18 protein-coding genes and 1 tRNA gene are annotated in these 26,750 nt (G+C 63.3%); 13 read left to right on the top strand and 6 right to left on the bottom strand.

Annotated elements, in window-relative coordinates; all coding sequences use genetic code 11:
- Positions 1-12 precede the first annotated feature (12 nt).
- The 6 genes from hrpA to C0Z18_RS01505 all read left to right on the top strand — a co-directional run bounded on the left by hrpA (position 13) and on the right by C0Z18_RS01505 (position 8,980).
- Positions 13-4,071, top strand: a complete 4,059-nt coding sequence (hrpA, locus tag C0Z18_RS01530; protein ID WP_102643580.1) for an ATP-dependent RNA helicase HrpA — start codon at positions 13-15, stop codon at positions 4,069-4,071.
- A 131-nt stretch (positions 4,072-4,202) separates the two neighbouring features.
- Positions 4,203-5,231 carry a YVTN family beta-propeller repeat protein gene (locus tag C0Z18_RS01525; RefSeq protein WP_102643689.1) on the top strand — a complete coding sequence of 343 codons (1,029 nt, stop codon included), beginning with the start codon at positions 4,203-4,205 and terminating at the stop codon, positions 5,229-5,231.
- 18 nt (positions 5,232-5,249) lie between these two features.
- Entirely contained in the window at positions 5,250-6,245 is a 996-nt protein-coding gene (locus tag C0Z18_RS01520) for a sterol desaturase family protein (RefSeq protein WP_102643579.1), read from the top strand.
- A 12-nt stretch (positions 6,246-6,257) separates the two neighbouring features.
- Entirely contained in the window at positions 6,258-7,070 is an 813-nt protein-coding gene (locus C0Z18_RS01515; RefSeq protein ID WP_102643578.1) for an EI24 domain-containing protein, read from the top strand.
- A 9-nt stretch (positions 7,071-7,079) separates the two neighbouring features.
- On the top strand, positions 7,080-7,904 hold the full coding sequence (locus C0Z18_RS01510; RefSeq protein ID WP_102643577.1) for a competence/damage-inducible protein A: 825 nt from the start codon (positions 7,080-7,082) through the stop codon (positions 7,902-7,904).
- 401 nt (positions 7,905-8,305) lie between these two features.
- Positions 8,306-8,980 (top strand): hypothetical protein, encoded by a 675-nt coding sequence (locus C0Z18_RS01505; RefSeq protein WP_102643576.1) that lies wholly within the window; start codon positions 8,306-8,308, stop codon positions 8,978-8,980.
- A gap of 273 nt (positions 8,981-9,253) precedes the next feature.
- On the opposite strand, the gene C0Z18_RS01495 is transcribed toward C0Z18_RS01505, so the two are convergent.
- Positions 9,254-9,721, bottom strand: a complete 468-nt coding sequence (locus tag C0Z18_RS01495) for a rhodanese-like domain-containing protein (RefSeq protein WP_102643574.1) — start codon at positions 9,719-9,721, stop codon at positions 9,254-9,256.
- A 406-nt stretch (positions 9,722-10,127) separates the two neighbouring features.
- Between C0Z18_RS01495 and glnA the strand changes: the two genes are divergently transcribed.
- The 3 genes from glnA (at position 10,128) to ntrC (ending at position 14,391) form a co-directional block, all read left to right on the top strand.
- Positions 10,128-11,543: a type I glutamate--ammonia ligase gene (glnA, locus tag C0Z18_RS01490; protein WP_102643573.1), complete on the top strand. Its 1,416-nt coding sequence runs from the start codon at positions 10,128-10,130 to the stop codon at positions 11,541-11,543.
- Positions 11,544-11,714: 171 nt separating this feature from the next.
- Entirely contained in the window at positions 11,715-12,857 is a 1,143-nt protein-coding gene (gene glnL, locus C0Z18_RS01485; RefSeq protein WP_102643572.1) for a nitrogen regulation protein NR(II), read from the top strand.
- Positions 12,858-12,870: 13 nt separating this feature from the next.
- Positions 12,871-14,391, top strand: coding sequence for a nitrogen regulation protein NR(I) (ntrC, locus tag C0Z18_RS01480; RefSeq protein ID WP_102643571.1), 1,521 nt, complete (start codon positions 12,871-12,873; stop codon positions 14,389-14,391).
- A gap of 165 nt (positions 14,392-14,556) precedes the next feature.
- Here ntrC and xth read toward each other — a convergent pair whose 3' ends face one another.
- Positions 14,557-15,333, bottom strand: coding sequence for an exodeoxyribonuclease III (xth, locus tag C0Z18_RS01475; RefSeq protein ID WP_102643570.1), 777 nt, complete (start codon positions 15,331-15,333; stop codon positions 14,557-14,559).
- Between the two features lie 158 nt (positions 15,334-15,491).
- Here xth and C0Z18_RS01470 point away from each other — a divergent pair.
- From C0Z18_RS01470 to C0Z18_RS01450, 4 genes are all read left to right on the top strand, one after another.
- Positions 15,492-15,568: transfer RNA gene (locus C0Z18_RS01470), tRNA-Met, on the top strand.
- Positions 15,569-15,984: 416 nt separating this feature from the next.
- Positions 15,985-17,538: a methyl-accepting chemotaxis protein gene (locus C0Z18_RS01460; protein ID WP_102643688.1), complete on the top strand. Its 1,554-nt coding sequence runs from the start codon at positions 15,985-15,987 to the stop codon at positions 17,536-17,538.
- A gap of 182 nt (positions 17,539-17,720) precedes the next feature.
- Positions 17,721-18,818, top strand: coding sequence for a DNA polymerase IV (gene dinB / locus C0Z18_RS01455; RefSeq protein ID WP_102643568.1), 1,098 nt, complete (start codon positions 17,721-17,723; stop codon positions 18,816-18,818).
- A gap of 33 nt (positions 18,819-18,851) precedes the next feature.
- A complete protein-coding gene (locus C0Z18_RS01450) occupies positions 18,852-20,138 on the top strand; it encodes an amidohydrolase family protein (protein ID WP_102643567.1) in 1,287 nt (428 codons plus the stop codon).
- 25 nt (positions 20,139-20,163) lie between these two features.
- Here the strand turns inward: C0Z18_RS01450 and C0Z18_RS01445 are convergent, their stop codons facing one another.
- The 4 genes from C0Z18_RS01445 to fixL all read right to left on the bottom strand — a co-directional run bounded on the left by C0Z18_RS01445 (position 20,164) and on the right by fixL (position 26,668).
- Positions 20,164-22,296: a M3 family metallopeptidase gene (locus C0Z18_RS01445; RefSeq protein ID WP_102643566.1), complete on the bottom strand. Its 2,133-nt coding sequence runs from the start codon at positions 22,294-22,296 to the stop codon at positions 20,164-20,166.
- Between the two features lie 63 nt (positions 22,297-22,359).
- A complete protein-coding gene (gene folD, locus C0Z18_RS01440) occupies positions 22,360-23,217 on the bottom strand; it encodes a bifunctional methylenetetrahydrofolate dehydrogenase/methenyltetrahydrofolate cyclohydrolase FolD (protein ID WP_102643565.1) in 858 nt (285 codons plus the stop codon).
- Between the two features lie 293 nt (positions 23,218-23,510).
- On the bottom strand, positions 23,511-24,155 hold the full coding sequence (gene fixJ / locus C0Z18_RS01435) for an oxygen response regulator transcription factor FixJ (protein WP_102643564.1): 645 nt from the start codon (positions 24,153-24,155) through the stop codon (positions 23,511-23,513).
- On the bottom strand, positions 24,152-26,668 hold the full coding sequence (gene fixL, locus C0Z18_RS01430; RefSeq protein WP_102643563.1) for an oxygen sensor histidine kinase FixL: 2,517 nt from the start codon (positions 26,666-26,668) through the stop codon (positions 24,152-24,154). Before fixL ends, fixJ begins: the two co-directional genes overlap by 4 nt.
- Positions 26,669-26,750 lie beyond the last annotated feature (82 nt).

Below are 26,750 nucleotides of genomic sequence, written 5' to 3'. Positions count from 1 at the left end.
TAATGCGCCCCCATGTCGAACGTATCCAAAAGTCCGGCCGCCAGTGAGGTCCGAGGGCCGCGTGCGGCGCGCAGCGATACCGCGCGCCCCGCCGCCGCCCCGCGTAAGGCCGAAGGCCCGCGGCGTCCCGCTGCCCCGCCCAATCCCGTTCCGCCGATCGAATTCCCGCCCGCGCTGCCCGTTTCGGGCCGGCGCGAGGAGATCGCACGCGCGATTCGCGACAATCAGGTGGTGATCGTGTCCGGCGAAACCGGCTCGGGCAAGACCACTCAGCTTCCGAAAATCTGCCTGTCGCTCGGCCGCGGTCTCGGTGCCGGCGGCACGGGGCTCATCGGCCACACGCAGCCGCGCCGGATCGCGGCCTCGGCCACCGGGCGGCGTATCGCCGAAGAGCTCGGCACGCCGTTCGGCGAAGTCGTCGGCTACAAGGTGCGGTTCACCGACAACCTCGCACCGGGCGCATCGGTCAAATTGATGACGGACGGCATCTTGCTGGCCGAGACGCAGACCGACCCGCTGTTGCGCGCCTATGACACGCTCATCATCGACGAGGCGCACGAGCGCAGCCTGAACATCGACTTTCTGCTCGGCTATCTGAAGCAGGTTTTGCCGAAACGGCCCGATTTGAAGCTGATCGTCACGTCGGCGACGATCGACGCCGAGCGTTTCGCGCGTCATTTCGGCACCGAGTCGAAACCGGCCCCGGTGATCGAGGTGAGCGGGCGCCTGTACCCGGTGGAGCTTCGGTATCGGCCCGTCGAGGAGGCCAGCGCGGCCGTCAAGTCGGCGCAGGGAACGACGGGGCGCGAGCGCGCCGACAGGCCGGATCGCGTCAAAAGCACGCGCGACGCCGATCGGGACCTGATGGATGCGATCGTCGATGCCGTGGACGAGCTGTGCCGGGAGGGGCCGGGCGACGTCCTCGTGTTCCTGCCCGGCGAGCGCGAAATCCGAGAAGCCGCCGAGGCCTTGCGCAAGCATCACCCGCCGCATACCGAGATTCTGCCGCTATTCGCCCGTCTTTCGGCGGAGGAGCAGTCGCGCGTGTTCAAGGCGTCGAACGCGCGACGGCTCGTGCTCGCGACCAACGTCGCCGAAACTTCGCTGACGGTACCCGGCATTCGCTACGTCGTGGACACGGGCCTCGCGCGCGTGAAGCGCTATTCGTATCGGAACAAGGTCGAGCAGTTGCAGGTCGAGCCGATCTCTCAGGCCGCGGCGAACCAGCGGGCCGGGCGTTGCGGCCGAGTGGCCGACGGCGTGTGCATCCGCCTCTTCGACGAGGCCGATTTCCAAGGGCGGCCGCGCTTCACCGATCCCGAAATCTTGCGTTCGTCGCTGGCAGCGGTGATTCTCCGGATGAAATCGCTTCATCTGACGGAGATCGAGTCGTTCCCGTTCATCGAGCCGCCGCCGGGCCGCGCGATCGCGGACGGCTATCAACTGCTGGCCGAACTGGGCGCCGTCGACGAAGACAACGCGCTCACGCCGCTCGGCCGCGAATTGGCCCGCCTGCCGCTCGATCCGCGTGTGGGACGAATGATCTTGGCCGCCCGCGATCAGCAAGCGCTGGCTGAAGTATTGGTCATCGCGAGTGCGTTATCGGTGCAAGATCCGCGCGAGCGGCCCGCCGACGCACAGGAGCAAGCCGACGAAGCGCACCGGCGGTTCGCCGACGAGCGTTCCGAATTCTTGCTGTGGCTGCGCATTTGGAAATGGTTCGGCGAGGCCGTGGCGCACAAAAAGTCGAACCGGCAACTGATCGACGCTTGCCGCGCGCAGTTCCTCTCTCATCTGCGGTTACGCGAATGGCGCGACGTCCATTCGCAACTGCTCACGGTCGTGCGCGAACATGGCTGGCGCTTGAATGAGAGCGAGGCGACGTTCGAGCAGATCCATTTGGCCCTGCTGACGGGGTTGCTCGGCAACGTCGGTCTGAAAGCCGACGACGAGCCGCACTACCTCGGTGCGCGCGGCATCAAATTCTTCCTCTGGCCAGGCTCGACGCTCGTGAAAAAGGCGGGACGCTGGGTCATGGCCGGAGAACTCGTCGAAACGAGTCGCCTCTACGCGCGCTGCCTGGCCAAAATCGAGCCCGAATGGATCGAAAAGGTGGCCGGCCATCTGCTGAAGACGCAGCTATCGGAGCCGCATTGGGAGAAGCGGGCGGCGCAGGTGACCGCGTTCGAGCGCGCCACGCTGTACGGGCTGCCCGTCTACCACCGGCGCCGCGTCGCGTTCGGCAACGAGGACCCGGCGCGCGCGCGGGAGCTGTTCATCCGCGGCGCGCTCGTGGAAGGGGAGTTCGACACGAAGCTGGCGTTTTTCGCGCACAACCGCAAGCTGCTGCTCGATATCGAGCAACTCGAACATAAATCGCGCAGGCAGGACGTGCTCGTCGACGACGAATTGATTCACGGCTTCTACGATCAAGCGATGCCCGCGGGAATTCACACGGGCGCCGCGTTCGAGCGCTGGTACCGCGACGAAGTGAAAAAGAGCGGGCAGCCCGAAGAGAAGCTGCGCTTGCTTTATTTGTCGCGCGACGACCTCATGCGGCACGAAGCGGCGGGCGTCACGACGGATCTCTTTCCGAAACGCATGGCGATGGCCGGCGTCGAAATGGGGCTCGGATATCACTTCGAACCCGGCTCGCCTCGCGATGGCGTGACGCTGACGGTGCCGCTTTACGCGCTCAATCAGATCGATCCGCGCCGCGCGGAATGGCTCGTGCCGGGCATGCTGAAGGAGAAGGTGCAATTGCTGCTGAAGTCGTTGCCGCAGAAGCTGCGCCGCCATTGCGTGCCGCTGCCGGAGTACGCGGCTGCGTTTGCCTCGCGCCACGAGGCGCGCTTCGGCCTGGGCGGGCTCGTGGAGACGCTGATTGCCGACGTGCGCGAGCAAACGCAAGTCGCGCTGAAATCCACCGACTTCAAGCTCGAAACGTTGCCTGCGCACTTGTTCATGAACTTCAAGGTCGTGGACGAGCATGGCCGTCAGCTTGCGATGGGCCGCAACCTCGCTCAATTGCGCTCGGAGCTCGGCGCGGATGCGCAGCGTCATTTTCAGAAGCTGGCCGCGGGTGTGACGCTAGCCGGCGGCGCGGCGCATCCGGCTCAGTCCGGTGCGGCTGCGCCGAGCCCCGCACGGGGCGCAGCCGGCCGCGCGGAGGCGAAAGCCGGCGCGAATGCCGGGCAGGCCGCGCCTGCCGCCACCGCGCTCTACGACAATTTGACGACTTGGAACTTCGGCAAGCTGCCCGAGTTGCTCGAGATTCGGCGGGGCGGGCAGACGCTCTTCGGCTATCCGGCGCTCGTCGATCGCACGACGCATTGCGACGTGGAAGTGTTCGATTCGCCCGAGCAGGCCGCGCGTATTCATCGGGCGGGGCTGCGGCGCTTGTTCGCGCTGCAACTGCGCGAACCGGTCAAGTACTTGGAGAAGAACCTCCCGGGCTTGCGCGAGATGGCGATGCAGTTCATGCCCCTGGGTTCGCAGGAGGCGCTGCGCGACCAATTGATCGACACGGCGCTCGAGCGCGCCTGTCTGCAAGATCCGCTGCCCACCGACGATGCGAGCTTCCATGCGCGCCGCGACGAAGGCAAGAGCCGGCTTTCGCTGCTCGCACAGGAAATTGCCCGTTTGGTGGGGCAGATTCTTACCGAATACGCCGCCGTCACCAAAAAGCTCGCGCAGGCCAAGCCGTTCGCGCAGGCTTACGCGGACATGCAGCAGCAGGTTCAGGCGCTGATGGGCAAGCGCTTCATCGTCGATACGCCGTATGCGCAGCTCGCGCATTTTCCGCGTTACCTGAAAGCGATCGGGCAGCGCATCGATAAGCTCAAGGCCGACCCGGCCCGGGATACACGCTCGTTCGCCGAGATGCAGCCGCTTCTTACGCAGTACCAGCGCGCGCAGTCGGCCCGCGGTGGCGTGGCGGACGCGCGCCTGGCCGAGTTTCGGTGGCTGCTCGAGGAGTTGCGCGTTTCGCTATTCGCTCAGGAACTGCGCACGCCGATGCCTGTCTCCGTCAAGCGATTGCACAAAGTGTGGGAGTCGATGCAGCGATGAGCGCGGGCGGCGCGATGCCGCCCCACATCCGCGGCTCATCCGTCGCTCCCGCCGATGTTTTTTGGACCGGGGTCAACCGCGCCGACTCGCAAACGTTTTATGATGGCAGCGGTTTTTTCGAACGAGTTCTCATGCTTACCTCTTTCTTTTCTCGCGCGCGGTATGCCGCTCGCGCGGCCGTCGCGTTGACGGCCGCTTGCGCCGCGATCGCGGTGGCTCCGGCGGCGCGCGCGGACGATGTCGTCGTCCTCAATTCGGGCGAGGCAACGCTCTCGCTGATCGATCAGGCGACGCAGCAAATGGTCGGCGGCAAAATTCCGACGGGCAAAGAGCCCCACCATTTGATGTTGGCTCCCGGCGGACGCTCGCTGATCGTGGCCGATTCCGTGTCGAACGATCTGATGTTCGTCGATCCGAAAACGGGTAGGGTACAAAAGCGCCTCGAAAACATCGAAGATCCGTATCAGCTCGGTTTTTCGCCGGACGGCAAATGGTTCGTGACGACGGGGCTGCGCCTCGATCGCCTCGATATTTACTCGTACGATTCGAAGACGGAAACGCCGACGCTCGTGAAGCGGCTGCCGCTCGCGACGATGCCGAGCCACATGGCCTTCACGAAGGACGGCAAGACGGTGTTCGTCACCCTGCAGGTTTCGGGGCAGGTGGCGGCGGTGGATCTGGCGACGCAAACCGTGAAGTGGAAGATGAACGTCGGCGACACGCCGGCGGGCCTGTGGCTCACGCCGGGCGACAACTACTTGCTCGTCGGCATGACGGGGGAGGACGATGTCGCGGTCGTCGATTGGCGCAAGCAAAGCGTCGTGAAACGGATTCAGACGGGCAAAGGCGCGCATAACTTCCGTTCGCTCGACGACGGGGTGCACGTGGCCGTGTCCAATCGGGTCGCCAGCACGATCAGCATCATCGACGAGAACACGCTGACGAACGTCGGCGACATTACGGGCCTGATGCCCGGCCCGGACGATATGGAACTCACGGCCGACAAGCGTTATATGTGGGTGACGTTCCGCTTCGCCAAACACGTCGGCATCATCGACATGGCCTCGCGCAAGCTCATCAAGACGATCGCGGTCGGCCGCTCGCCGCACGGTATCTTCTTTTACGATCGCGCGCCGGTGATGGCGCCCAACGGCGCTTAACGGACGCGGCACCGCATCATGCTGCATTGGCTCGTGTCGTCGCTCGACGGAGTCGTTTCGTCGCTGCAGACGTGGCTGTTCATGGACGTAATCCAGCCGCTCTTGTTCAAGTTCGGCTGGATGGATTACGACGAGGACGCCTACGACGCGCTCTATCCGGTGATCGTCGGTTTTCTGACGATCGTGTCGATGTACGCGCTGCTGCGCCCGCTGGAGGCGTGGCGGCCGGTCGAACGCTGGAGCGATCGCAAGGCGGTGCGCGTCGACGTCTTCTATACCTGGATCGCGAAGCTCGGGCTGTTCAACCTGTTCTTTTTCGTCGCGTTTCAGCCGATCTTCGATAAGACGCAGGCCTGGCTTCGCTACCACGGCATTGCCAATATCAATCTCGATACGCTGTGGCCCGGCGTGACGTCCCAGCCGCTGGTCGCGTTCGGCATCTATCTGGTCGTGCTCGATTTCGCCGGCTACTGGTACCACCGGTGGCAGCATCGGTTCGGCGTCTGGTGGGAATTGCACGCGGTTCACCACAGTCAGCGGCAAATGTCGCTCTGGTGCGACGATCGAAACCACCTGCTCGACGACGTCGTGCAAGCCGGATTTTTCGCGGCGATCGCGCTGGCGATCGGCATCGCGCCGACGCAGTTCGTCGTGTTGACCGCCGTCACGAATTTCGCGCAGAGCGTGCAGCATGCCAATGCGCGGCTGCCGTTCGGACCGCTGCTCGAACGACTGATCGTCAGTCCCACGTTTCATCGCCGGCATCATGCGGTCGGCTACGGACACGAGGGAACGGCGTACGGGTGCAACTTCGGCGTGCTCTTTCCGTGGTGGGATATGCTCTTCAAGACGGCTTCGTGGAATCGGGCACTCGAGCCCACCGGCATCCGTCAGCAACTCGAGGGTGAATCGTATGGAGAGGGGTTCGTCGCACAACATTGGCTCGCGCTCGCGCGTATCGCGAGGCGGCTTGGTCTGCGTCGCGACGGCGGCGGGGGATCTGCCGCGGCCTGACGGAGCCCTAGTATGAGCGGCTTTTTGCGATCGCTCGGAAAAGCTACGGCCAGCGTGCTGCATCCGCGCATGCTATGGCTGACTTTCATGCCGTTTGCGGTGGCCGCGGTGGGCTGGGGCGCATTTTTCTGGTTCATGTGGCAGCCGCTCGTCGGCGCCGCGCGCGCCTGGCTTGCCGATTCCTGGTTCGGCTCCGCGCTCGATCACGCGTTCGCCTGGATTGGGCTCAGCTCGCTGCATGCCGCGCTGGCGCCGTTCATCGTCGTCGCGCTGTCCATTCCGCTGATCGTCACGACGGTGTTGCTGTTGATTGCGACGATCTCGATGCCGCTCGTCGTACGGCATCTGTCACTGCGCCGCTTCGCCGATCTCGAGCAGCGCCGCGGCGGGTCGTGGTACGGCTCGCTCGCGCACTCGCTCGTCACGGCCATCGTCGGTATCGTGCTGTTCATCGTCACGCTGCCGCTGTGGCTCTTTCCGCCGCTGTTCGCCGTCATTCCGCCGCTGCTGTGGGGTTGGCTGACTTACCGCGTCATGACCTACGATGCGCTCGCGCTGCACGCGAGCCCCGACGAACGGCGAGCACTCATTCGCCGGCATCGAGGGCCGCTATTCGCGATCGGCGTTGCGACGGGCTTGATGGGGACCGTGCCGACGCTGATTTGGGCGTGGTCCGTTTGGCTCGTCGTGCTATTTCCGGTGATCACCGCCGCCACGATCTGGATCTATGCGTTTATCCTCGTGTTTTCGGCGCTTTGGTTCGGCCACTATTGCCTCGACGCTTTGCGGCGGCTACGCGCGGACGAGGCGCTTCCATCCATGTGAGGGCGGTTTATGGCATTCGGGGTGATCATTATCGGGGATGAGATTCTTTCGGGACGGCGCGTCGACAAGCACCTGCCGAAGGTCATCGAACTGCTGAGCGCGCGCGGTCTGGCCTTGGCTTGGGCCGAATATGTCGGCGACGATCCCGAGCGGATCAAGGCTACGCTTACGCGCACCTTTGCTTCCGGCGATATCGTTTTTTCGACGGGCGGGATCGGGGCCACCCCCGACGACCACACGCGCCAGTGCGCGGCCCAGGCGCTCGGCGTGCCGTTGGAACTGCATCCCGAAGCGGCCGAACTCATCCGGTCGCGCATTCGCGAGATGCAAGCGGCATCGCACCCGGGGAGCGCATCGGAGCCGATCGACTTCGATGCCCCCGAGAACCTCCATCGCCTGAACATGGGCGTCTTTCCGCGCGGCGCCGCGATCATTCCGAACGGCTACAACAAGATTCCGGGTTTTTCCGTGGGCGATCATCACTTCGTGCCGGGTTTTCCGGTGATGGCCTGGCCGATGATCGAATGGGTGCTCGATACGAAATACGCGCATTTGCACCATGCCGTCGCGCACGCCGAGCGTTCGCTGTATGTGTTCGAGTTGATGGAGTCGACGCTCACGCCGCTCATGGAAAAAATCGAAGCCGATTTTCCGGGCGTGCGGGTGTTTAGTCTACCGAGCGTCGGCGATGCCGAACGCGGCGGCGTTTTCGTCCGGCGGCACATCGACCTGGGCGTCAAAGGCGAGCCGGAGGCGGTGGCCGCCGCATTCGTCAAGCTCAGAGAAGGCGTGCACCTGCTCGGCGGCGATATCGTCGAGCCGGAAGAGCGCTGATCCTACCGGGGCACGCATTCGCGTGCTCCCTCTTATCCATCGACGTGGCCGGCGCATCGCCGGTTGTCGTTTCTCTCGTCCTTTCCTCTCTCTTTGGCCGAATGGGGTAACGCCCAGGAAATCGGTCCGAGCCCGGCTTGAATCGGCGCGTCTTGGCGGCCACCGGCTTTACGCTGCAAGCGACTGTTCGGCGCCGTTCTCGCTGTGCAAGCGCACTGGGTCCTATCGTCGCCGAGCGGCTTGGGAAAAATGGTTCAAATGGGAAAAATGGGAAAACACATGTACAATAAACGCATTGGCAGTGCCCGTGCGCGTATCGGTACGCGCAGCCTCGCTTCGCGATCTCGCGCGATTGTACCGGCAGGGGCACCGCCCTTGGTTCTCTGCTTGAAGGAGTCGTAATGGAACGTGCAACGAAGGGAAGTGGAGCAGTAACGAAGGCGGACCTGCGGGCCATCGTCAACGGTCAGTATGCGGGCGATCCACGCCTGCTGATCGACCGGTTGGCGGACGAGCTGCTCAAGGTTGTGTTCGACCCGCTGCGCGAGCACTCGGCCACCGCGAATCGTCGTTTGGTCGCGAGCAAACCAGCCAAGCGTGCGCTTGAAATTAAGCTGGCCGAGCTTCTCATACGCGACAGCTCGGTCGAATGCGCCGCTCCCCCCCCATCGTTGCCGGTTACGAAGCTGAGCCCTGAAGAGATCATTTCGCGTACAGGCATGTCGAAGACCACGCTTTATCGGGCGGATCACGTGAAGTTTTATAGCGTGGTTCCGATGGGAATGAAAAACGGACGTGCTTATCCAGCTTGGCAGTTTGTCGGGAATATCCCTTCACTGCTGCCTCGCGTACTAGAGATACTCGGCAGGAAATCGAGGATACAGGTCAATACCTTTTTCGTGACGGAGCGAGATGCGCTCAATGAGTTGTCGCCCGCCGAAGTGCTTGCGGGCCTGGCATTCGAGGATCGGGGCACGCTTACGCCCGCACAGGTTCGAATGTTGGCGCTGGCCGAAAACGCGCGTCTCGACAAAGTCGTTGCGCTTGCCACGATGGAGGTTGCTGACCCGGGCTAAACAAGTCGATATGTCCATCAGCGATCAAGTTGAAACGAAGTTGCCGAAGGAGTTCGAGGAATGGATTCCGTCGGTCGAGCAGATTCTCCGGGCGCTCGGTCGCCGTACCTACGCCTATGCGCCGGACACCGAATTCGTCCGCGCGTCGCATGACGCGCGGTACGTAAAAACGGCGTCGCCTTTCCAGGCGCATCGATTCGGGCCACCACTCGAGTTCGTCCGGGCTGATGGCACGCTCGAATTCAATTGGCTCTATACCGTCCGCGTTCCCTCTCAAGCCCCGATCCAAGGCAGTCCGCGGAAGCACCACCCCGTAACGGTTTTTCGGTGACCATTGCCGTCCTTGTCGCCCTCGAATCCTTCCAATAGATCGTAGGCCTTCTCGAAGCCCGCTTGCGCGGCCGCGACGGCCGCCAACTTGGAACGCGCCGCGCTGCGGCACAGGAAGAGCACGGGCGTGTCCGCCGAAGGCACCGCTTGTTTCAATTGGTCGAGGAACTCGGCGTTGGGCACGCCGCCCGGATAGCGCGTCCATTCGATGTGGACGTACTGCCCGTCGCCCACCAGGGGACGACCGACCCAATCGAGTTCGGCGCGGGTGCGCACATCGACGAGACGCGCCTTGGGGTCGAGTTGCAACAACTCGAAGGCTTCGCTCGGCGATACGGCTCCTGCATAGGGGAGTTGGTGCTCGGCGCGGCGCGCGCCGGCCTTCGTGAAGATTTGGTCCAGTGAGCTCATGACCGCTCGTCTCCTCGGTTCGTAAAGAGACATTCTAGCGCTCAGCCGCATCCGTAGGTCTCGCACAACGGCGACGCACCGCGAAGCGCGCGAGTGCGCCAAAGATGTGCATTTTCTACGGCAATGCACCACAATGGAAACGTCGGCCTGCCTTTCACGCGCAAATGGCACTTAAATGGTGCGCATGCGGCTCAGCTCGGCGCCCGCTCCGTTCAGCGCGGTGCGTGGCCCGTTCCGCCGCAGGGCGCGGCCCGGCAAGGCGCTGCCCGACATGCGGAACAATCCGTACCTAGCTTGGCACGGAAGCTGCTTTTATCCGCGGCGATCGCTTGCAAGACCAGCCTCGGCGTACGAACCGGGGCGAGAAAAGCGAAGAACCGCCGAACCTATCAATGGAGAAGAGGATATGAGTAAATCCGTGGCCGACGTCATGCAGCTCGTGAAGGACGAGGACGTCAAGTTTGTCGACTTTCGCTTCACCGATACGCGCGGCAAGGAGCAGCACGTCTCGGTGCCGCTGTCGGCGTTCGACGAAGACAAGTTCGAGAGCGGCCATGCGTTCGACGGTTCCTCGATCGCCGGTTGGAAGGGCATCGAAGCGTCGGACATGCTGCTCATGCCCGATGCCAACACGGCCTTTATCGATCCGTTCTACGAAGAGCCGACGCTCGTATTGAGCTGTGACGTCGTCGAGCCGGCGGACGGCAAGGGCTATGAGCGCGATCCGCGTTCGCTCGCCAAGCGTGCCGAAGCCTATCTGAAGAGTACGGGCCTGGGCGACACCGCGTTCTTCGGTCCGGAACCCGAATTCTTCATCTTCGACTCGGTCCAATGGAACACGGACATGTCGGGCTGCTTCGTCAAGATCGGCTCCGAAGAGGCACCGTGGTCGTCGGGCAAGGAGTTCGAAGGCGGCAATACCGGTCATCGTCCCGGCACGAAGGGCGGCTACTTCCCGGTCGCGCCCGTGGATACGTTCCAAGACATGCGCTCGGAAATGTGTCTGCTGCTCGAGCAAATCGGCATTCCGGTCGAAGTGCACCACCACGAAGTCGCCGGCCAAGGCCAAAACGAGATCGGCACGAAGTTCTCGACGCTCGTGCAACGCGCCGACTGGACGCAACAGCTCAAGTACATCGTTCATAACGTCGCGCACACGTACGGCAAGACGGCGACGTTCATGCCGAAGCCCGTCGTCGGCGACAACGGCTCGGGCATGCACGTTCACCAGTCGATCTGGAAGGACGGCCAGAACCTGTTCGCGGGCAACGGCTATGCCGGCCTCTCGGAGTTCGCGCTGTTCTACATCGGCGGGATCATTAAGCACGCTCGCGCGCTGAACGCGATCACGAACCCGACGACGAACTCGTACAAGCGTCTCGTGCCGCACTTCGAAGCACCGGTCAAGCTCGCTTACTCGGCGCGCAACCGTTCGGCATCGATCCGTATTCCGCACGTGAGCAACCCGAAGGGCCGCCGTATCGAAACCCGCTTCCCGGATCCGATGGCCAATCCGTACCTGTGCTTCTCGGCGCTGATGATGGCCGGTTTGGACGGCGTGCAGAACAAGATCCATCCGGGCGAAGCCGCCGACAAGAATCTGTACGATTTGCCGCCCGAAGAGGACGCGAAGATCCCGACGGTTTGCGCGGGTCTGGACCAAGCACTCGAAGCGCTCGACAAGGATCGCGAGTTCCTGACGCGCGGCGGCGTGTTCACCGACGGCATGCTCGACGCGTACCTCGAACTGAAGGAAGGCGAGCTGCAACGCCTGCGCATGACGACGCATCCGATCGAGTTCGAAATGTACTACTCGCTGTAAGCAACGCGATGCGCTTCGTCCCTTGTCGTCGGCGAAGCGCTCGTGAAGCTCTGGGAGGTTCGCGCTCGGCGTGCCCGTGCGTCGTGACGCGAACGGCCCGCGATCGGTCTCGAAGGGACGGCGGCGCCGTCCCTTTTTCGTTCGATGCGCACTCGCGCTCATGAGTCGACGATGGTGCTCAGGAACTTGATGAAACCGAAGACAGGTGGGGCCGAGCCGCTTTCCGACGATGCGGCGCTGACCCAATCGGGCTTGCTGCCTGGCCTCGAGGCACTGCCAACGGTCACGCTCGTGCTCGAAAAACGGACGCTGCGCGTCGCCTTTGCGAATCCGTCGGCCGAATCCATGCTCGATTTGTCGCGCCGTCAGCTCATGCAGATGTCGTGGCCGGAGTTGTTCGCGAATGGCGACGAGCTGGTCGCGACGATCGGCGCCATCGCCGAACACCGTTTTCATGCGACGCATCTCGATGCGGTGCTCGAGCGTCCCGGGCGCGAACCGCTGCATGTTCACGTGGTGGTCGGATTTCTCGAGAGCGCGCCAGATTACGTCCTGCTCGAGTTGTTCGAGAACGAACGTCATTTGCGGACCGACCGGGAAGAGCGCATTCACGATTTGTCGATCGCCAATAAGCAACTGATCCGCAATCTCGCGCACGAAATCAAAAACCCGTTGGGGGGCATCCGCGGCGCCGCGCAACTGCTCGAGTTCGAGCTCGGTGTGCGCGAGCGGCAGGAGTTGCGTGAATACACGCAGGTGATCGTCAAGGAATCCGATCGTTTGCAAACGCTCGTCGACCGCCTGCTCGAGCCGCATCGACATCCGCATGTCGTGGGCGACGTCAATATCCACGAGGTGTGCGAGCGCGTGCGTGCGGTGATCCTCGCGGAGTTTCCGCGTGGCCTCACGATCGAGCGCGATTACGACGTCAGCGTGCCTGACTTGCGGGGCGACAAAGAGCAGCTCATACAAGCGCTGCTCAATATCGTGCGAAACGCGGCTCAGGCGCTGCGCGAACGAATCGGGCAGGGCGACGCACGCATTGCGTTGCGCACGCGCGTGGCCCGCAAGGTGACGATATCCAAGCGCCTATTCAAATTGGCATTGGATTTGCGTGTCATCGACAACGGCCCCGGAATACCCGAAGACATTCGCGATCGCATTTTTTATCCACTGGTGTCCGGCCGCGAAGACGGCAGCGGCCTCGGGCTGACGCTCGCGCAAACCTTCGTGCAGCAGCATGACGGTTTGATCGAGGTCGAGAGCCGCCCCGGACACACCGAGTTTCAGATTTTGTTGCCGCTCGTCAATTGATAAGACCCACTCCATGAAGCCGATCTGGATAGTAGACGACGACCAATCGATCCGTTGGGTGCTCGAGAAAGCGCTGGCCCGCGAGAATTTTCCGACGCGCAGCTTTGCCAACGTGCGCGAGGCGCTCGCCGCGCTCGAGCGTGAAAGCCCTCAAGTGCTCGTCTCCGACATCAGAATGCCGGGCGCCTCGGGCCTCGAATTATTGCAGGCGATACGCGAACGCTTGCCCGAGTTGCCCGTCATCATCATGACGGCCTATTCCGATCTCGATAGCGCCGTGGCGGCGTTTCAAGGCGGCGCGTTCGAATATCTCGCGAAGCCCTTCGACGTCGATAAGGCCGTCGAATTGATACACCGCGCCGTCGACGAGAGCTTGCGCGGTTCGCACGTGGGCGAGACGGTGCTGGCCGATGCGCCCGAGATGCTTGGGCAAGCGCCGGCCATGCAGGATATGTTCCGCGCGATCGGGCGGCTCTCGCATTCGGCGGCGACGGTCTTGATCACGGGCGAGTCCGGGACGGGCAAGGAGTTGGTCGCGCGTGCCCTGCATCGGCACAGCCCGCGCGCGAACGGTCCGTTCATCGCGCTCAACACCGCTGCGATTCCGAAAGATCTTTTGGAGTCCGAACTGTTCGGCCACGAACGCGGCGCCTTCACCGGCGCGCAGGCCATGCGTCAAGGCCGTTTCGAGCAAGCGGAAAGCGGAACGCTGTTCCTCGATGAAATCGGCGACATGCCGTTCGATCTGCAAACGCGCCTGCTGCGCGTGTTGTCGGACGGGCAGTTCTATCGCGTGGGCGGGCATAGTCCTTTGCGCGCGAATGTGCGCGTGATCGCGGCCACGCACCAAAACCTCGAATCGCGGGTGCGGCAAGGGTTGTTCCGGGAGGACTTGTATCACCGCCTGAACGTGATTCGGCTGCGTTTGCCGCCGCTGCGCGAGCGGCGCGAGGACATCCCGTTGCTCACGCGGCACTTTCTGCAAAAGAGCGCCCGCGATCTCGGCGTCGAGCCCAAGCGCGTGTCGGACTCGGCGCTCGCTTATCTCGCGACCTTGCCGTTCCCCGGCAATGTGCGTCAGCTCGAGAACCTCGCCAATTGGTTGACGGTGATGGCGCCGGCTCAGACGATCGAGATCAAGGATCTGCCGCCCGATCTCGTGTCGGGCAGTGCGCCCGAGGCCAACACGGAGATCGTCGCAGGCGCGGCTGTACCGCATGCGGTGGCGGGCGCTTCAGCGTTGCCCGACGGCGAGCGCAACGGTGCGGCCGGCATCGTCCCGGCCGCGCTAGGCGGCGTGGCAACGGCGTTGCCGGTGAGCGTGTGGGAAAGCGGCTTGCGCGCCGAGGTGGCACGCATGCTGCGCGAGAACACGGTTGACGTCATGGACGAACTCGCGCGCCGCTTCGAGGCGGCCGTGATTCGCGAAGCGCTCGACTTCACGCGCGGCCGCAAGGTCGAAGCGGCCGAGCGCCTCGGTATCGGCCGTAATACGATCACGCGCAAGATCCAGGAGTTGCATCTGGAGTCTTGATGCGCGCGAAGCGGTAGCGCGCGATATTCAGGCCGGCGGCTCGATGCGAGCGCCGGCCTTTTAATTGCGGCGCGCGGTTCGGCTTCGTCTGTCTCGCGCGTGACCGCCAAGGCTGCCGAGCTCGGCTGGGTTGGCGAGGTGGGCGAGGTGGACCAGGTGGACGAATTAGGAAAGCTGCGCGATCACGGGGGCGTGATCGGACGGTTGATCCCATTTGCGCGGCGTCTTGTCGACTTCGCAATGCGTGCACGTTTGCGCGAGAGCGGGGGAGAGCAGGATGTGATCGATACGCAGGCCGGCGTTGCGGCGGAAAGCCAGCATGCGGTAGTCCCACCAGGTGAACGTCTTCTCCGGTTGCTCGAACTGGCGGAATGCGTCGACGAAACCCAATCCGACGAGTTTGACGAACGCCGCGCGCTCTTCGGGGGAGACGAGATTTTGGCCTTCCCATGCCTTGGGATCATGCACGTCTCGATCCTCGGGGGCGATATTGTAGTCGCCGAGCAAAGCGAGCTTCGGATGACGGTGCAATTCGTCTTGCAGCCATTGGCCCAGCGCGTCGAGCCAGCGCAGCTTATAGGCGAACTTCTCGGTGCCCGGCGCTTGTCCGTTCGGAAAGTAAGCGGACACGATGCGCGAGCCGCCCACGGTGAGCGCGATCACGCGTTGTTGTTCGTCGTCGAATCCGGGAATGTTGCGGACGATGTCGGATTCGTCCACGTCGATGCCTTCACGCACGAGAATGGCAACGCCGTTGTAGGTCTTTTGTCCCGCGAACCAGCTTCGATAGCCTTTTTCGGCGAGCTCGGCGCGAGGAAATTTTTCGTCGGGCAGTTTCAATTCCTGCAGGCACAGCACGTCGACCTGACTCAGTTCGAGCCAGTCGATCACGTGCTGCTGCCGCACCTTCAGAGAATTGACGTTCCAGGTGGCGATTTTCATGGTTTGAATGCGTCTGTGCTGGACAAAAAGTTCAGCGCGGTTCGGTGGTTTGCGGATGCGATCTTATCGCATTGACCACGCAGCTCGCCCATCGATGACGATCATCGACTGTTTTGTTTGACGCGGCGATGAAAGTCCCATATAATTTATTTCTCTGACGCGGGGTGGAGCAGTCTGGCAGCTCGTCGGGCTCATAACCCGAAGGTCGTAGGTTCAAATCCTACCCCCGCAACCAAATACGAAAACCCGCCTCCGGCGGGTTTTTGCTTTTCCGGCGTTCGATCACGTCGCTTGCCGCGCGTCTTTCCGTTCCGCACCCCGTTTGTTTTTTTGCCGCACGACCTCAAGCATGTCGCCGTAGACGCCGATATTGCATGCGGTAACCCCGAGGACGCAGCTTTGCATCTGCGTCTCGGCAAGCCCGCACTGAGCGCCATCTATCTGGAACGTCCGGTTCACATTCGATGTCGTGCGCAAACGTTCTCGTCGATTCCGCGCCGATTAATTAGGACAACTGAGCAATGCGTGGGACGCCACTCTGCCGATTCGGGCCTTCGTTCGATAGGTGCATCGCTATAGATTTCCGTCCCCATCGTTATCGCGCATCGGGCGGCTTCGATGCCGTGCGATGCGTTCAAAGGAAGTAGCAGCATGAAATGGTTTTACGACTTGAAGATCGCGCGGCGCCTGATGGTGCTGAACTTGGTGGCCGCATTGGCTCTGGCCGCCGTGACGGGCTTCGGTATTTTTCAAATGGGGCGCGTCTTCCGTGCCGCCAGCTATGCCAGCGACAACACGGTGCCGAGCTTCCTCGCGCTCGATAGTGCCTTGAAAGCCTACGATGCGATGACGTTGCTGACGAGCAAACACGTTGCGGCCAGCGAGCCTCAAAAGATGCAGCAGGTCGAACAGCAGATCGCCGAACAGCGCAACGCATTGCGCAAGGCGCTCTCGAGCTACGACTCGCTCATTTCCGACCAAAAGGATCGCGACATGCTCGCGGCCGATCGCGCCGCCATGGCGCAATCGGCGCAGATCCGCGATCAAGTGCTCGCGCTTTCTCGTGCCAATCAAAAGCAGCAAGCCGGGGAATTGCTCGATGGGAGCTTGACCGACGCCGCCCAACGTTTCGACACGGCGATCGAAGCGCATCGAGCATACAACCGGGAATTGGGCGAGCAGGGCGCCCAACGAGCGGACGCGCTGATCGGCAGCGCCGATGCGTGGAACGCAATCTCCTCGCTGGTCGTGATCGTCGGCGTCTTCGGTCTGGGTGTCGCTGCGGCCCGTTCGATCACGCAGCCGCTCGCGCGCGCAGTCGAATTCGCCCATCGCGTCGCGAAGGGCGACTTGACCGGCGAGATCGAAGCCGCGACGCGCGACGAGGTGGGCCAACTGCTGAGCGCGCTCGACGAAATGAATGCGAATTTGAGAAACGTCGTCGTCAAGGTGAGGACGGGTAGCGAGACGATCGCGACGGCGACCGCGCAAATCGCGGCCGGCAACCTCGATCTATCGAGCCGCACGGAGGAACAAGCGTCTTCGCTACAGCTGACCGCATCGAGCATGGAGCAATTGACGTCGACGGTGCGGCAGAACGCCGAGAACGCACAGCAGGCGAGCACGCTCGCGTCGAGTGCATCGGACGTGGCGCAGCATGGGAGCGGCGTGGTCGGGCAACTCGTCGATACGATGACCGAAATCAGCGAGCGCTCGAGCAAGATCGCCGATATCACGGGCATGATCGAGGGCATCGCGTTCCAAACGAATATCCTCGCGCTCAATGCGGCCGTGGAAGCGGCGCGTGCCGGCGAGCAGGGCCGCGGCTTCGCGGTCGTGGCGAGCGAGGTGCGCAGCCTCGCGCAACGCTCCTCGAGCGCCGCCAAGGAAATCAAGGACCTCATCGCGGCGTCGGTCGAGACCGTGGATCAAGGCTCGTCGCTTGCCGGTGAAGCGGGATCGACGATGACGGAAATTACGCGCGCGATCACGCGTGTGACGGACATCATGGGTGAAATCGCAGCAGCCTCCGACGAACAGCGTCGCGGTATCGAGCAGGTGAGCGCGGCTGTTACACAGATGGATAGCGTGACGCAGCAGAACGCCGCGCTCGTGGAGCAGGCCGCGGCTGCCTCGCAGTCGCTCGACGAGCAAGGGCGACAGCTCGGCGGCGCCGTGGCGTTTTTCCGGGCTTCGGCTCATTAATCCGCGCCCGTGGCGGGACGGGGCGCGCAACGCCCCGCCCGTGCCGCGAAACGCGGCGCAACAAAGCGGAAAATCGCCCGCGCGGCTACTTGAAATGAATACTGTGATTTTGTACAGTATCGTTCACATTGAGTACGCCAGCCCCTCCTTTCCCTCCGTCCGTTTCCGCGCCCCCCGGCGCGATGGCTGCGCTCGCTCGTAAAATCATTCACTGCGATTGCGATTGTTTCTACGCATCGGTCGAGATGCGCGACGATCCCAGCCTGCGCGGCCGCCCGCTGGCCGTAGGCGGCCGGCCCGAGCATCGCGGCGTCATCGCCACTTGCAACTACGAGGCGCGCCGCTTCGGTGTGCATTCGGCGATGTCTTCGGCGCTCGCAATGCGCAAGTGCCCGGATCTATTGATCATGCCGCCGTCGATGGAGAAGTATCGAACCGCGTCGCGGCAGATCATGGCGATTTACCGCGACTACACGCCCGTGGTCGAACCGCTATCGCTCGACGAAGCCTATCTCGACGTCAGCGCGGCAACCCGCTGCCAGGGCAGCGCCACCTTGATGGCCGCCGAAATCCGCGAGCGCGTGCGCGAGACGGTGGGCGTCACCGTGTCCGCCGGCGTGGCCCCGAACAAGTTCGTGGCTAAGATCGCCTCGGATTGGAATAAGCCCGACGGGCTCTTCGTCGTCCGTCCGCACGAGGTCGATGCGTTCGTGGCGGCCTTGCCCGTGCGTAAAATCTTCGGGGTGGGCAAGGTGACGGCGGCCAAACTCGAACAACTCGGGATCGAAACCTGCCAAGATCTGCGCGCGTGGCCGCTGCTCGAATTGCACCAGCGGTTCGGGGCTTTTGGCCGCAGGCTTCATGACCTGTCGCGGGGTATCGATCGGCGCGCCGTCGAACCGGATCAAGAACGTAAGTCGATCAGCGTCGAAACCACCTACGTGACGGACTTGCAAACGCTCGAGGCGTGCGCGGCGCAGATCCGCGAGCTCGCCGAACAACTCGACGCCCGCATCGAGCGGGCCGGCGCCCGCGCGGCGATTCGCAAGCTGTACGTCAAGATCCGCTTCGCCGATTTTCAAAGAACGACAGTGGAATGCGTGGCCGGGGCGACCCATCTACCGACTTTCCTCACGCTGCTCGAAAAGGGCTTCGCACGACGCGCGCGTCCGGTACGCTTACTCGGCGTCGGTGTCCGGTTAGAGGAAGACGACGCAGCGGACAGCGCCCAGTTCGTGCTCTTCGACAAAGAAGACCCGCAACACGGCGCGGCTCGATAGAATCGGGCATCGACGTTTATCCGAGGAGCCTTCATGGATCTCATCATCCGCCGCGCCGCATTGAGCACCCATGTAGCGGGGCGCGACGCCCCTGTCGATATCGCGATCGACGCGGGACGGATCGTCGCCGTCGAGCCGAATCTGACGGCAGCGGCAGGGCGGGAGATCGACGCCGCCGGCTCGCTCGTCGTCCCGCCTTTCGTCGACGCGCATTTCCACCTCGACGCCACGCTGTCGTACGGTCTGCCGCGCGTGAACGCATCGGGTACGTTGTTGGAAGGGATCGCGTTGTGGGGAGAGTTGAAGCCGCAACTGACGCAGGAGGCATTGGTCGAGCGCGCCTTGCAATACTGCGATTGGGCGGTAGCGCGCGGGCTGCTCGCCATCCGCACGCACGTCGATGTCTGCGATCCGCGCTTGCTCGCCGTGGAGGCTTTGCTCGAGGTCAAGCGCCGCGTGGCGCCATATCTCGATCTGCAATTGGTCGCGTTTCCGCAAGACGGCCTGTTGCGTTCCGCGGGGGCGTTCGATAACTTGAAGCGCGCGATCGCGATGGGCGTCGATGTCGTCGGGGGGATTCCCCATTTCGAACGGACGATGGCCGACGGCGCGGAATCGATCCGGCTGCTCTGCGAATTCGCCGCGGAAAAAGGGCTGCCCGTCGATATGCATTGCGACGAATCGGACGATCCGCTATCCCGTCACATCGAAACGTTATGCAAGGAGGCGCATCGCCTCGGGCTCGGCGGCCGCGTGGCCGGCTCGCATCTGACGTCGATGCACTCGATGGATAACTACTATGTGAGCAAGCTGTTGCCGCTGATGCGCGAGTCGGGTGTGGCCGCGATCGCCAATCCGCTCATCAACATCACGCTTCAGGGACGCGCCGATACCTATCCGAAACGGCGCGGCATGACGCGTGTCCCGGAGATCCTGGCAGCCGGGATCGATGTGGCATTCGGCCACGATTGCGTGATGGACCCGTGGTACAGCCTCGGCTCGGGCGACATGCTCGAAGTGGCTCACATGGGCTTGCACGTCGCGCAGATGACGGGCATCGATGCGATGCGCGCCGCGTTCGATGCCGTCACGGTGAATGCGGCGCGGATTATCGGCTTGGAAGGCTACGGCATTGCGCCCGGCTGCCGGGGCGACTGCGTCGTGCTCGATGCGCGCGATCCGATCGAGGCGATCCGATTGCGTGCGTCGCGGTTGGCGGTGGTGCGGGGCGGCAACGTCGTCGCGCAGAGCCCGCCCGCGCGCGCGACGCTGTCGCTGCCGGGGCGCCCGCTCGAAGTCGATTTCAAGCTGCGGCGCTAGCCTCCCGGCATACTGCTTCGTGGCTTCAGTTCGCCGGTGATTCGGCCATCCCGTTGTGGCGCAGCAGCGCATCGATCGTCGGTGTGCGGCCGCGGAACGCCTTGAACGATTCCATCGCCGGACGGCTACCGCCCACTTCGAGAATCTCCTGGCGGTAGCGGGTACCCGTTTCGGCATCGAGCACGCTGCCTTCGGCCGCCTTCGCGGCATCCTCGAACGCGGCGTAGGCATCGGCCGACAGCACCTCTGCCCATTTATAGCTGTAGTAGCCCGCCGCGTAGCCGCCCGCGAAGATGTGGCTGAACGTGTTCGGCCAACGCGAGAAGCTCGCTTGCGGAATCACGTGATACCGCTCGTTGATTTCGCGTGCCAGCTCGTTCGCGCTTTGCGGGCCTTGCGGATCGAAGCTCGTATGCAACCGCATGTCGTACATCGAGAACACGATTTGCCGCAGCGTGGCCAGCCCGCTTTGGAAGTTCTTCGCGGCGATCATCTTGTCGAATAGCTCGCGGGGCAGCTTCTCGCCGGTATCCACATGCGAGGACATATCGGCGAGCACGTCCCATTCCCAGCAGAAGTTCTCGAGGAATTGCGACGGCAATTCGACGGCGTCCCATTCGACGCCGTTGATGCCCGATACGCCAAGCTCGTCCACGCGCGTGAGCATGTGATGCAAGCCGTGTCCGAACTCGTGGAACAGCGTGATGACCTCGTCGTGCGTGAAGCAAGCGCTCTTGCCGCCGACCGGCGCCGAGAAATTGCAGGTCAGATAGGCCACCGGCGTTTGCAGGCTGCCGTCGCTACGCTTGTGGCGCGAACGGGCATCGTCCATCCATGCGCCGCCGCGCTTGCCTTCGCGCGCATACAGATCGAGGTAGAACTGTGCGCGCAGTGTGCCGGCTTCGTCCTCGACACGGAAAAAGCGCACGTCCGGATGCCAAACGGCGGCTTCGTCGCGACGGATCTTCACGCCGAAGAGCGTCTGCGCGACCTTGAAAAGCCCGTCGGTCACGGCTTGTTCGGGGAAGTATTGCTTGACTTCGTTTTCCGAGAACGCATAGCGCTTTTCGCGCAGACGCTCGCCCGCGAAGGCGACGTCCCAAGGGGCAAGCTCGGTCAAACCGAGCTCTTCGGCCGCGAACGCGCGCAACTCCGCCCAGTCCTTTTCGGCATAAGGGCGAGCCCGTTTGGCGAGATCTTCGAGGAACGTGGCGACTTGCTCGGGGGTGTCCGCCATCTTCGGCACGAGCGACACTTCGCCGAAGTTGCGGTAGCCCAGCATCCGCGCTTCTTCTTGACGGAGCTTGAGCAGTTCGGCGACGTTCTCGGTGTTGTCCCATTCGACCTTGCCGCCGCCATAGGTGGCGCCGAGTTCGGACGCACGCGTGACATAGGCGCGATACATGGTCTCGCGCATCGGGCGGTGCGCCGCGTACTGCATGACGGGGAAGTAAGACGGGAAGTGGAGCGTGAATTTCCAGCCGTCGATACCCGCCTCTTGCGCCGCTTCGCGCGCGGCTTGGACGACGTCGCCGGGTAGTCCTTCGAGCTCGCTTTCCGTTTTCGCGACGTAAGCGTAGGCGTTGGTCGCGTCGAGCACGTGATCGGAGAACGACTTCGCGAGCGCTGCCTGGCGCTCTTGCAATTCGGAAAAGCGCGGTTTTTGATCCTCGGGCAGTTCGGCCCCGGACAAGCGGAAATCGCGCAACGCGTTTTGCAGGATCTTTTTGCGTTCGTCGCTGAGCCCGGCGTAGGCGGGGCTCGCGACGATCGCCTTGTACTTTTCGAACAAGGCCAAGTTTTGACCGACGCTCGACCAGAACTCGGTCACGCGCGGCAAGTTCTCGCCGTAGGCGGCACGCAATTCGGGGGTATCGGCGACCGCGTTCAAATGCCCGACGATGCCCCAGGCGCGCGAGAGGGGCTCCGTGGCCGCTTCCGTCGCTTCGACGACGTCGGCCCAGTTGGCGGGCGTCGCCGGATCGGTCGCATGATCGATCGCGGCTTGGGCTTTTTCCAGCAGGATGTCGAGCGCCGGCGTGATGTGCGCGGGGCGGATGTCGCCGAAGCGCGGCAGGCCCGAGAAATCGAGCAGCGGATTATCGCTTTGGACACCCTTGCCGTTGGAGCTGGACGAATCGGACGTATGCGAAACCATAGCGCTGTTCCTGTCTGTAGTAGGTGTCGGTGTCGAAAGGGCGGGTGCGCCGCCGTACCGTGCTTATGCTTCGTTGGCGGCGCGTTCCGCCGCTTCGATCGTATTGACGAGCAACATCGTGATCGTCATCGGGCCTACGCCGCCGGGCACCGGCGTGATATGGCCTGCCACGGTCGAGACGCCCGCGAAATCGACGTCGCCGCACAGCTTGCCCGCTTCGTCGCGGTTCATGCCGACGTCGATGACGGTCGCACCGGGTTTGACCATGTCGGCCGTCAGTAGGTTTCGACGGCCCGTGGCCGCCACGACGATGTCGGCCGCGCGCGCATGCGCGGCGAGATCGCGCGTCTTGCTGTGGCAAACCGTGACGGTCGCGCCCGCGTCGATCAACATCATCGCCATCGGCTTGCCGACGATGTTCGAGCGGCCGATGACGACCGCGTTCGCGCCTTGCAATTCGATGCCGTAGGCCTCGAACATTTTCATGACGCCGTACGGCGTGCACGGGCGAAACAGCGGCTTGCCCGTCATCAGCGCGCCCGCGTTGGCGACATGGAAGCCATCGACGTCTTTTTCGGGGGCGATCGCTTCGATGACCTTATGGCTATCGATATGCGCGGGCAGCGGCAATTGAACGAGGATGCCGTGGATGCGCGAATCGCGATTGAGCGCGTCGATTCGCGCGAGCAAGTCGGCTTCCGAAAGCGTGGCCGGATAGCGGTCGTACGACGAGTAAAGGCCGTTGTCCTCGCAGGCCTTCACTTTGTTGCGCACGTAGACTTCGCTGGCCGGGTTGTCGCCGACGAGCACCACGGCAAGCCCAGGCTGGTGGCCGCGCGCGGTGAGCGCGGCGGCGCGCGCGGCGACGTCGGCGCGAAGAGTCTTGGAGAGGGCGAGGCCGTCGATCAATTTGGCTGTCATGGTGGTCGGTCGAGAGTGAGACGATGAAATGCGGCGGTCGCGCGAAGCGCTGTGGCCCAAGCGTGGGCGATCCCGCGGCGGGCGAACCCACGGGCGGCGTGAAATGCGCTCTTGGCTCTCGTGGCCAAGCGCTAAGCGAAGCCGGTAAGAGCGGGCACGTGGACCACGCGCGCGACAAAAGCGTAATTATAGCGTCGGATGCAAGGCCGGCGCGGGGAGGGCGCCCGGACGGGAGCGGCCGGGCGAGGGGATCTGCGGCGGCAGGCGCCCTGCGTGGGCGCTTGCCGCGGCAATCATGCCTGGTTGGCGGGCTTGTTCGACAACGCGAGGCGCAGCAAGTCGGCCACGGTGTTGACGTTGAGCTTTTCCATGATGTTGGCGCGATGCGCCTCGACCGTCTTGATGCTGATGCCGAGGTCGTCGGCGATCTGCTTGTTCAAGCGGCCGGCGATGATGCGTTCGAGCACTTGGTGCTCGCGCGCCGTCAGCTTGCCCAAACGCTCGGCGGCCGCGCGTTGCTGCTGCACGGTGCTGCTCTCGCTGCGCGCCTTATCGAGCATGCGCTCGACGAGCTTGCGCAGTTCGGCTTCGTCGAACGGCTTCTCGATGAAATCCATCGCGCCTTTTTTCATCGTCGAGACGGCCATCGGCACATCGCCGTGACCCGTGACGAAGATGATCGGCAGCGAGGCGTTTTCTGCGATAAGGCGCTCTTGCAACTCGAGCCCGCTCATGCCGGACATCCGCACGTCGAGGATGAGGCAAGCGATCTGTCCGGCGTGCTGGGCAGGCTGGTACGCCTCGAGAAATTGCTCGGCGCTCGAGAAGCACTGCACCCGATAGCCGTTCGCTTCCAAAAGCCAGCGCAGCGAATCTCGGACGGCTTCGTCGTCGTCGACCACGAAGACGGTTTCTTGACTGGTGACTGGGCTGCTCATAGCTCTCCCGTAACGGTTTGTGGTCTCGGCGCCTCGACCGGGCCGCCGTGGCCCGGATCGCTAGGTTCGCCGATCGGCAGACTACAGTGAAACGTGGCGCCTGTGATCTTGCCGTCCCCATCGACGTTGTTGACAACCCACAGACGGCCCCGATGCGATTCGATAATCGAGCGGCAAATGTTAAGGCCCATGCCCATGCCGTCCGATTTGGTGCTGTAAAACGGTTCGAACAGCCGTTCGATCGCCGCTTCGTCCACGCCGGGCCCTTGGTCGATCACGCTGATGCAGACGAAGCCCGAATCGAGCCGGACGATCACGCGGATCGTCGGATCGACGGCGTTCGGCCGAGCGTCGTGCATGGCCTCCGCGGCGTTCTTGAGCAAGTTCACGAGCACCTGCTCGATCAGCACCGGATCGACGTAGATGACGGGCAGGCGCGAACGCACTTCCGTCAGGATACGGATACGCCGCTTTCTGACTTCGATCTCGGCCAGACCGACGGCGTCGGCCACGATGTCCGATACGCGCGCCGCTTGCCGCTTGGGCTCGCTGCGCTTCACGAATTCGCGGATGCGTTTGATGATCATACCGGCGCGCACCGCTTGCTGAGCAGTCTTTTCGAGCACGGGCAGCAGCGTGTCGGGCGTGGTGCGGCCGGCCTTCACGAGCGCGACCGTGCCCGAGCAGTAGTTGTTGATCGCGGCCAGCGGCTGATTCAATTCATGCGCCAGCGACGAGGCCATCTCGCCCATCGTCATCAAGCGGCTCGTGAAGTGCAGCTTTTCCTCTTGCTGGCGCGCGAGTTCCTGCGCCTGCTTGCGCGTGGTGATGTCGGTCGCGATCTGCATCTGCGCGAGATGGCCGTCCACCCATTGGATGTACTGGCGGCGCACTTCGAACCACTTTTGGATGCTTTGCACGTAGATTTCTTGCGCGTCGGCCGCGCTTTCCGTCAGCGCGGCGGCCGGCAATCCGGCGTAGGTATCGACCATATCGATCGAATCGGACGAGGCTTGCGCGCTGTCGAATCCACCGCCCGCCAACTCCAAGTGGCCGTCCGGGCGGATGCCGAACAAATGCCGGTAGTAGCGGTTCGCGAACAGTAATTCCGCTTCGTCGGCCGCGAGCACGGACACGGCCGCGTCGAGGCTTTCGAGCACCGTCGTGAAGCGCTCGTGCGCGGCGGCGAGTTCTTCGCGCGCGCGCTTGGGCTCGGTGATGTCGGTCATCGACGACATCCAGCCCGTTTGACGTCCCGAGCTGTCGATGAGCGGCGATACATACAGCCGAGCGTGGAAGAGCGAGCCGTCCTTGCGCCGCACGCGCAATTCGAAGCCCGAGGAGGGCGCCTTGCCGCGCAGCGTCATGTCGAGCTGGCGTTGCATCTCCGGGTAGGAATCGCGCGGCCAGTAAGGGAACGGCGCCGTCTTGCCGACGAGGTCGCTTTCATCCCAGCCGGTCATACGGCAAAACGCCGGATTCACGTGCGTGATGCGCCCATGCATATCGAGTACGCGCATGCCGATCAGCACGGAGTTTTCCATCGCGCGACGGAAAAACGCCTCGGCGTACAGGGCCTGCTGCGCCTCGAAGCGCTGGCGCGTGTGCTTCCACAAGCTCCATAGGCTCCAGAGCACGAAGCACGAGAGCCCAGCCACGAGCCACACGAGCGTGTTGTTCGTGAAGTTCGTGACTTGCGGAAACGCATAGACGCGTACGGTCACGCCTTGGCCGGGCGGATCGAGCGGCAAGTCGTAGAAGATGTCGCGCGGCAGGCGCGGGCGCGTCGACGTGGTCGCCAATTCGCGGTTGTTCGCGTCGGTGATCGAGATCTTGTACTTCGCCGAGAGCTCGGGCGGGATGTCGTGCTTGAGGATGCCCTCGATCGAGAAGACGGCCGCGATCGAACCCAAGAATTCGCGATCCCGGTAAATCGGCGTTTGCAGCGTGAGGTAGCCGTTGCCGACGTCGTCATAGATGAGCGGCGAGTAGACCTGGCGCCGCGTGCTGCGCGCATCGGCGAACGCGGCCCGCACGGCCTCGTCCATCTGAGCGTCGGTCAGCCGTGCGAAGCGTTGGCCCGCCAGCGGCAGCGGCGTGTCCGGCCAGCGCGGCGATTTCTGAACGGTATACCAGTTCAGATAAAGAATCTCGGGGTGCGCCTGCATGATGTCGGCCGTCGACATCTCGAAGCCGTGCTGATCCGAATGCCCGGCCGCGATGTCGCGCGCGAGCGCCTGCAATTGTTCTTGCGCGCCGGTCATCGACAGGCGGATCTGCTGCTGCGCCCACGCCACGTTGCGATACAACGTGTCTTCCTGCTGCTGTTGCTCGCGCCTGTTCAAGCTCCAGAGGATGAGGCTCATCACCACCAGGAACACCAGGATGGAAAGTAAAGGCGTGAGCAAATACGAATTGGACCACCACGGTCCGTGGTGCCAACGTGACGGCGCCGAATCCGCCCGGTGTCCGGACGACCGCGCCGAACGTGCGAAAAGCCGATCGGTCAACATGGCTCGAATTGTAGCGCAGCGCGACACCGCCAATTGGCGTAAAACAGGGGTATTCCAGCCTCGTTTGATGCAACTGACGACA

Source organism: Trinickia dabaoshanensis (assembly GCF_002879885.1).
In the GTDB taxonomy this organism is placed as follows: Bacteria; Pseudomonadota; Gammaproteobacteria; order Burkholderiales; family Burkholderiaceae; genus Trinickia; species Trinickia dabaoshanensis.
This window is presented reverse-complemented; position numbering and strand designations above follow the sequence as displayed.

Bases quoted from the DNA above. Each gene is read 5' to 3' on its own strand.
- hrpA (WP_102643580.1), top strand. From the start codon at position 13: ATGTCGAACGTATCCAAAAGTCCGGCCGCCAGTGAGGTCCGAGGGCCG.
- C0Z18_RS01525 (WP_102643689.1), top strand. From the start codon at position 4,203: ATGCTTACCTCTTTCTTTTCTCGCGCGCGGTATGCCGCTCGCGCGGCC.
- C0Z18_RS01520 (WP_102643579.1), top strand. From the start codon at position 5,250: ATGCTGCATTGGCTCGTGTCGTCGCTCGACGGAGTCGTTTCGTCGCTG.
- C0Z18_RS01515 (WP_102643578.1), top strand. From the start codon at position 6,258: ATGAGCGGCTTTTTGCGATCGCTCGGAAAAGCTACGGCCAGCGTGCTG.
- C0Z18_RS01510 (WP_102643577.1), top strand. From the start codon at position 7,080: ATGGCATTCGGGGTGATCATTATCGGGGATGAGATTCTTTCGGGACGG.
- C0Z18_RS01505 (WP_102643576.1), top strand. From the start codon at position 8,306: ATGGAACGTGCAACGAAGGGAAGTGGAGCAGTAACGAAGGCGGACCTG.
- C0Z18_RS01495 (WP_102643574.1), bottom strand. From the start codon at position 9,721: ATGAGCTCACTGGACCAAATCTTCACGAAGGCCGGCGCGCGCCGCGCC.
- glnA (WP_102643573.1), top strand. From the start codon at position 10,128: ATGAGTAAATCCGTGGCCGACGTCATGCAGCTCGTGAAGGACGAGGAC.
- glnL (WP_102643572.1), top strand. From the start codon at position 11,715: ATGGTGCTCAGGAACTTGATGAAACCGAAGACAGGTGGGGCCGAGCCG.
- ntrC (WP_102643571.1), top strand. From the start codon at position 12,871: ATGAAGCCGATCTGGATAGTAGACGACGACCAATCGATCCGTTGGGTG.
- xth (WP_102643570.1), bottom strand. From the start codon at position 15,333: ATGAAAATCGCCACCTGGAACGTCAATTCTCTGAAGGTGCGGCAGCAG.
- C0Z18_RS01460 (WP_102643688.1), top strand. From the start codon at position 15,985: ATGAAATGGTTTTACGACTTGAAGATCGCGCGGCGCCTGATGGTGCTG.
- dinB (WP_102643568.1), top strand. From the start codon at position 17,721: ATGGCTGCGCTCGCTCGTAAAATCATTCACTGCGATTGCGATTGTTTC.
- C0Z18_RS01450 (WP_102643567.1), top strand. From the start codon at position 18,852: ATGGATCTCATCATCCGCCGCGCCGCATTGAGCACCCATGTAGCGGGG.
- C0Z18_RS01445 (WP_102643566.1), bottom strand. From the start codon at position 22,296: ATGGTTTCGCATACGTCCGATTCGTCCAGCTCCAACGGCAAGGGTGTC.
- folD (WP_102643565.1), bottom strand. From the start codon at position 23,217: ATGACAGCCAAATTGATCGACGGCCTCGCCCTCTCCAAGACTCTTCGC.
- fixJ (WP_102643564.1), bottom strand. From the start codon at position 24,155: ATGAGCAGCCCAGTCACCAGTCAAGAAACCGTCTTCGTGGTCGACGAC.
- fixL (WP_102643563.1), bottom strand. From the start codon at position 26,668: ATGTTGACCGATCGGCTTTTCGCACGTTCGGCGCGGTCGTCCGGACAC.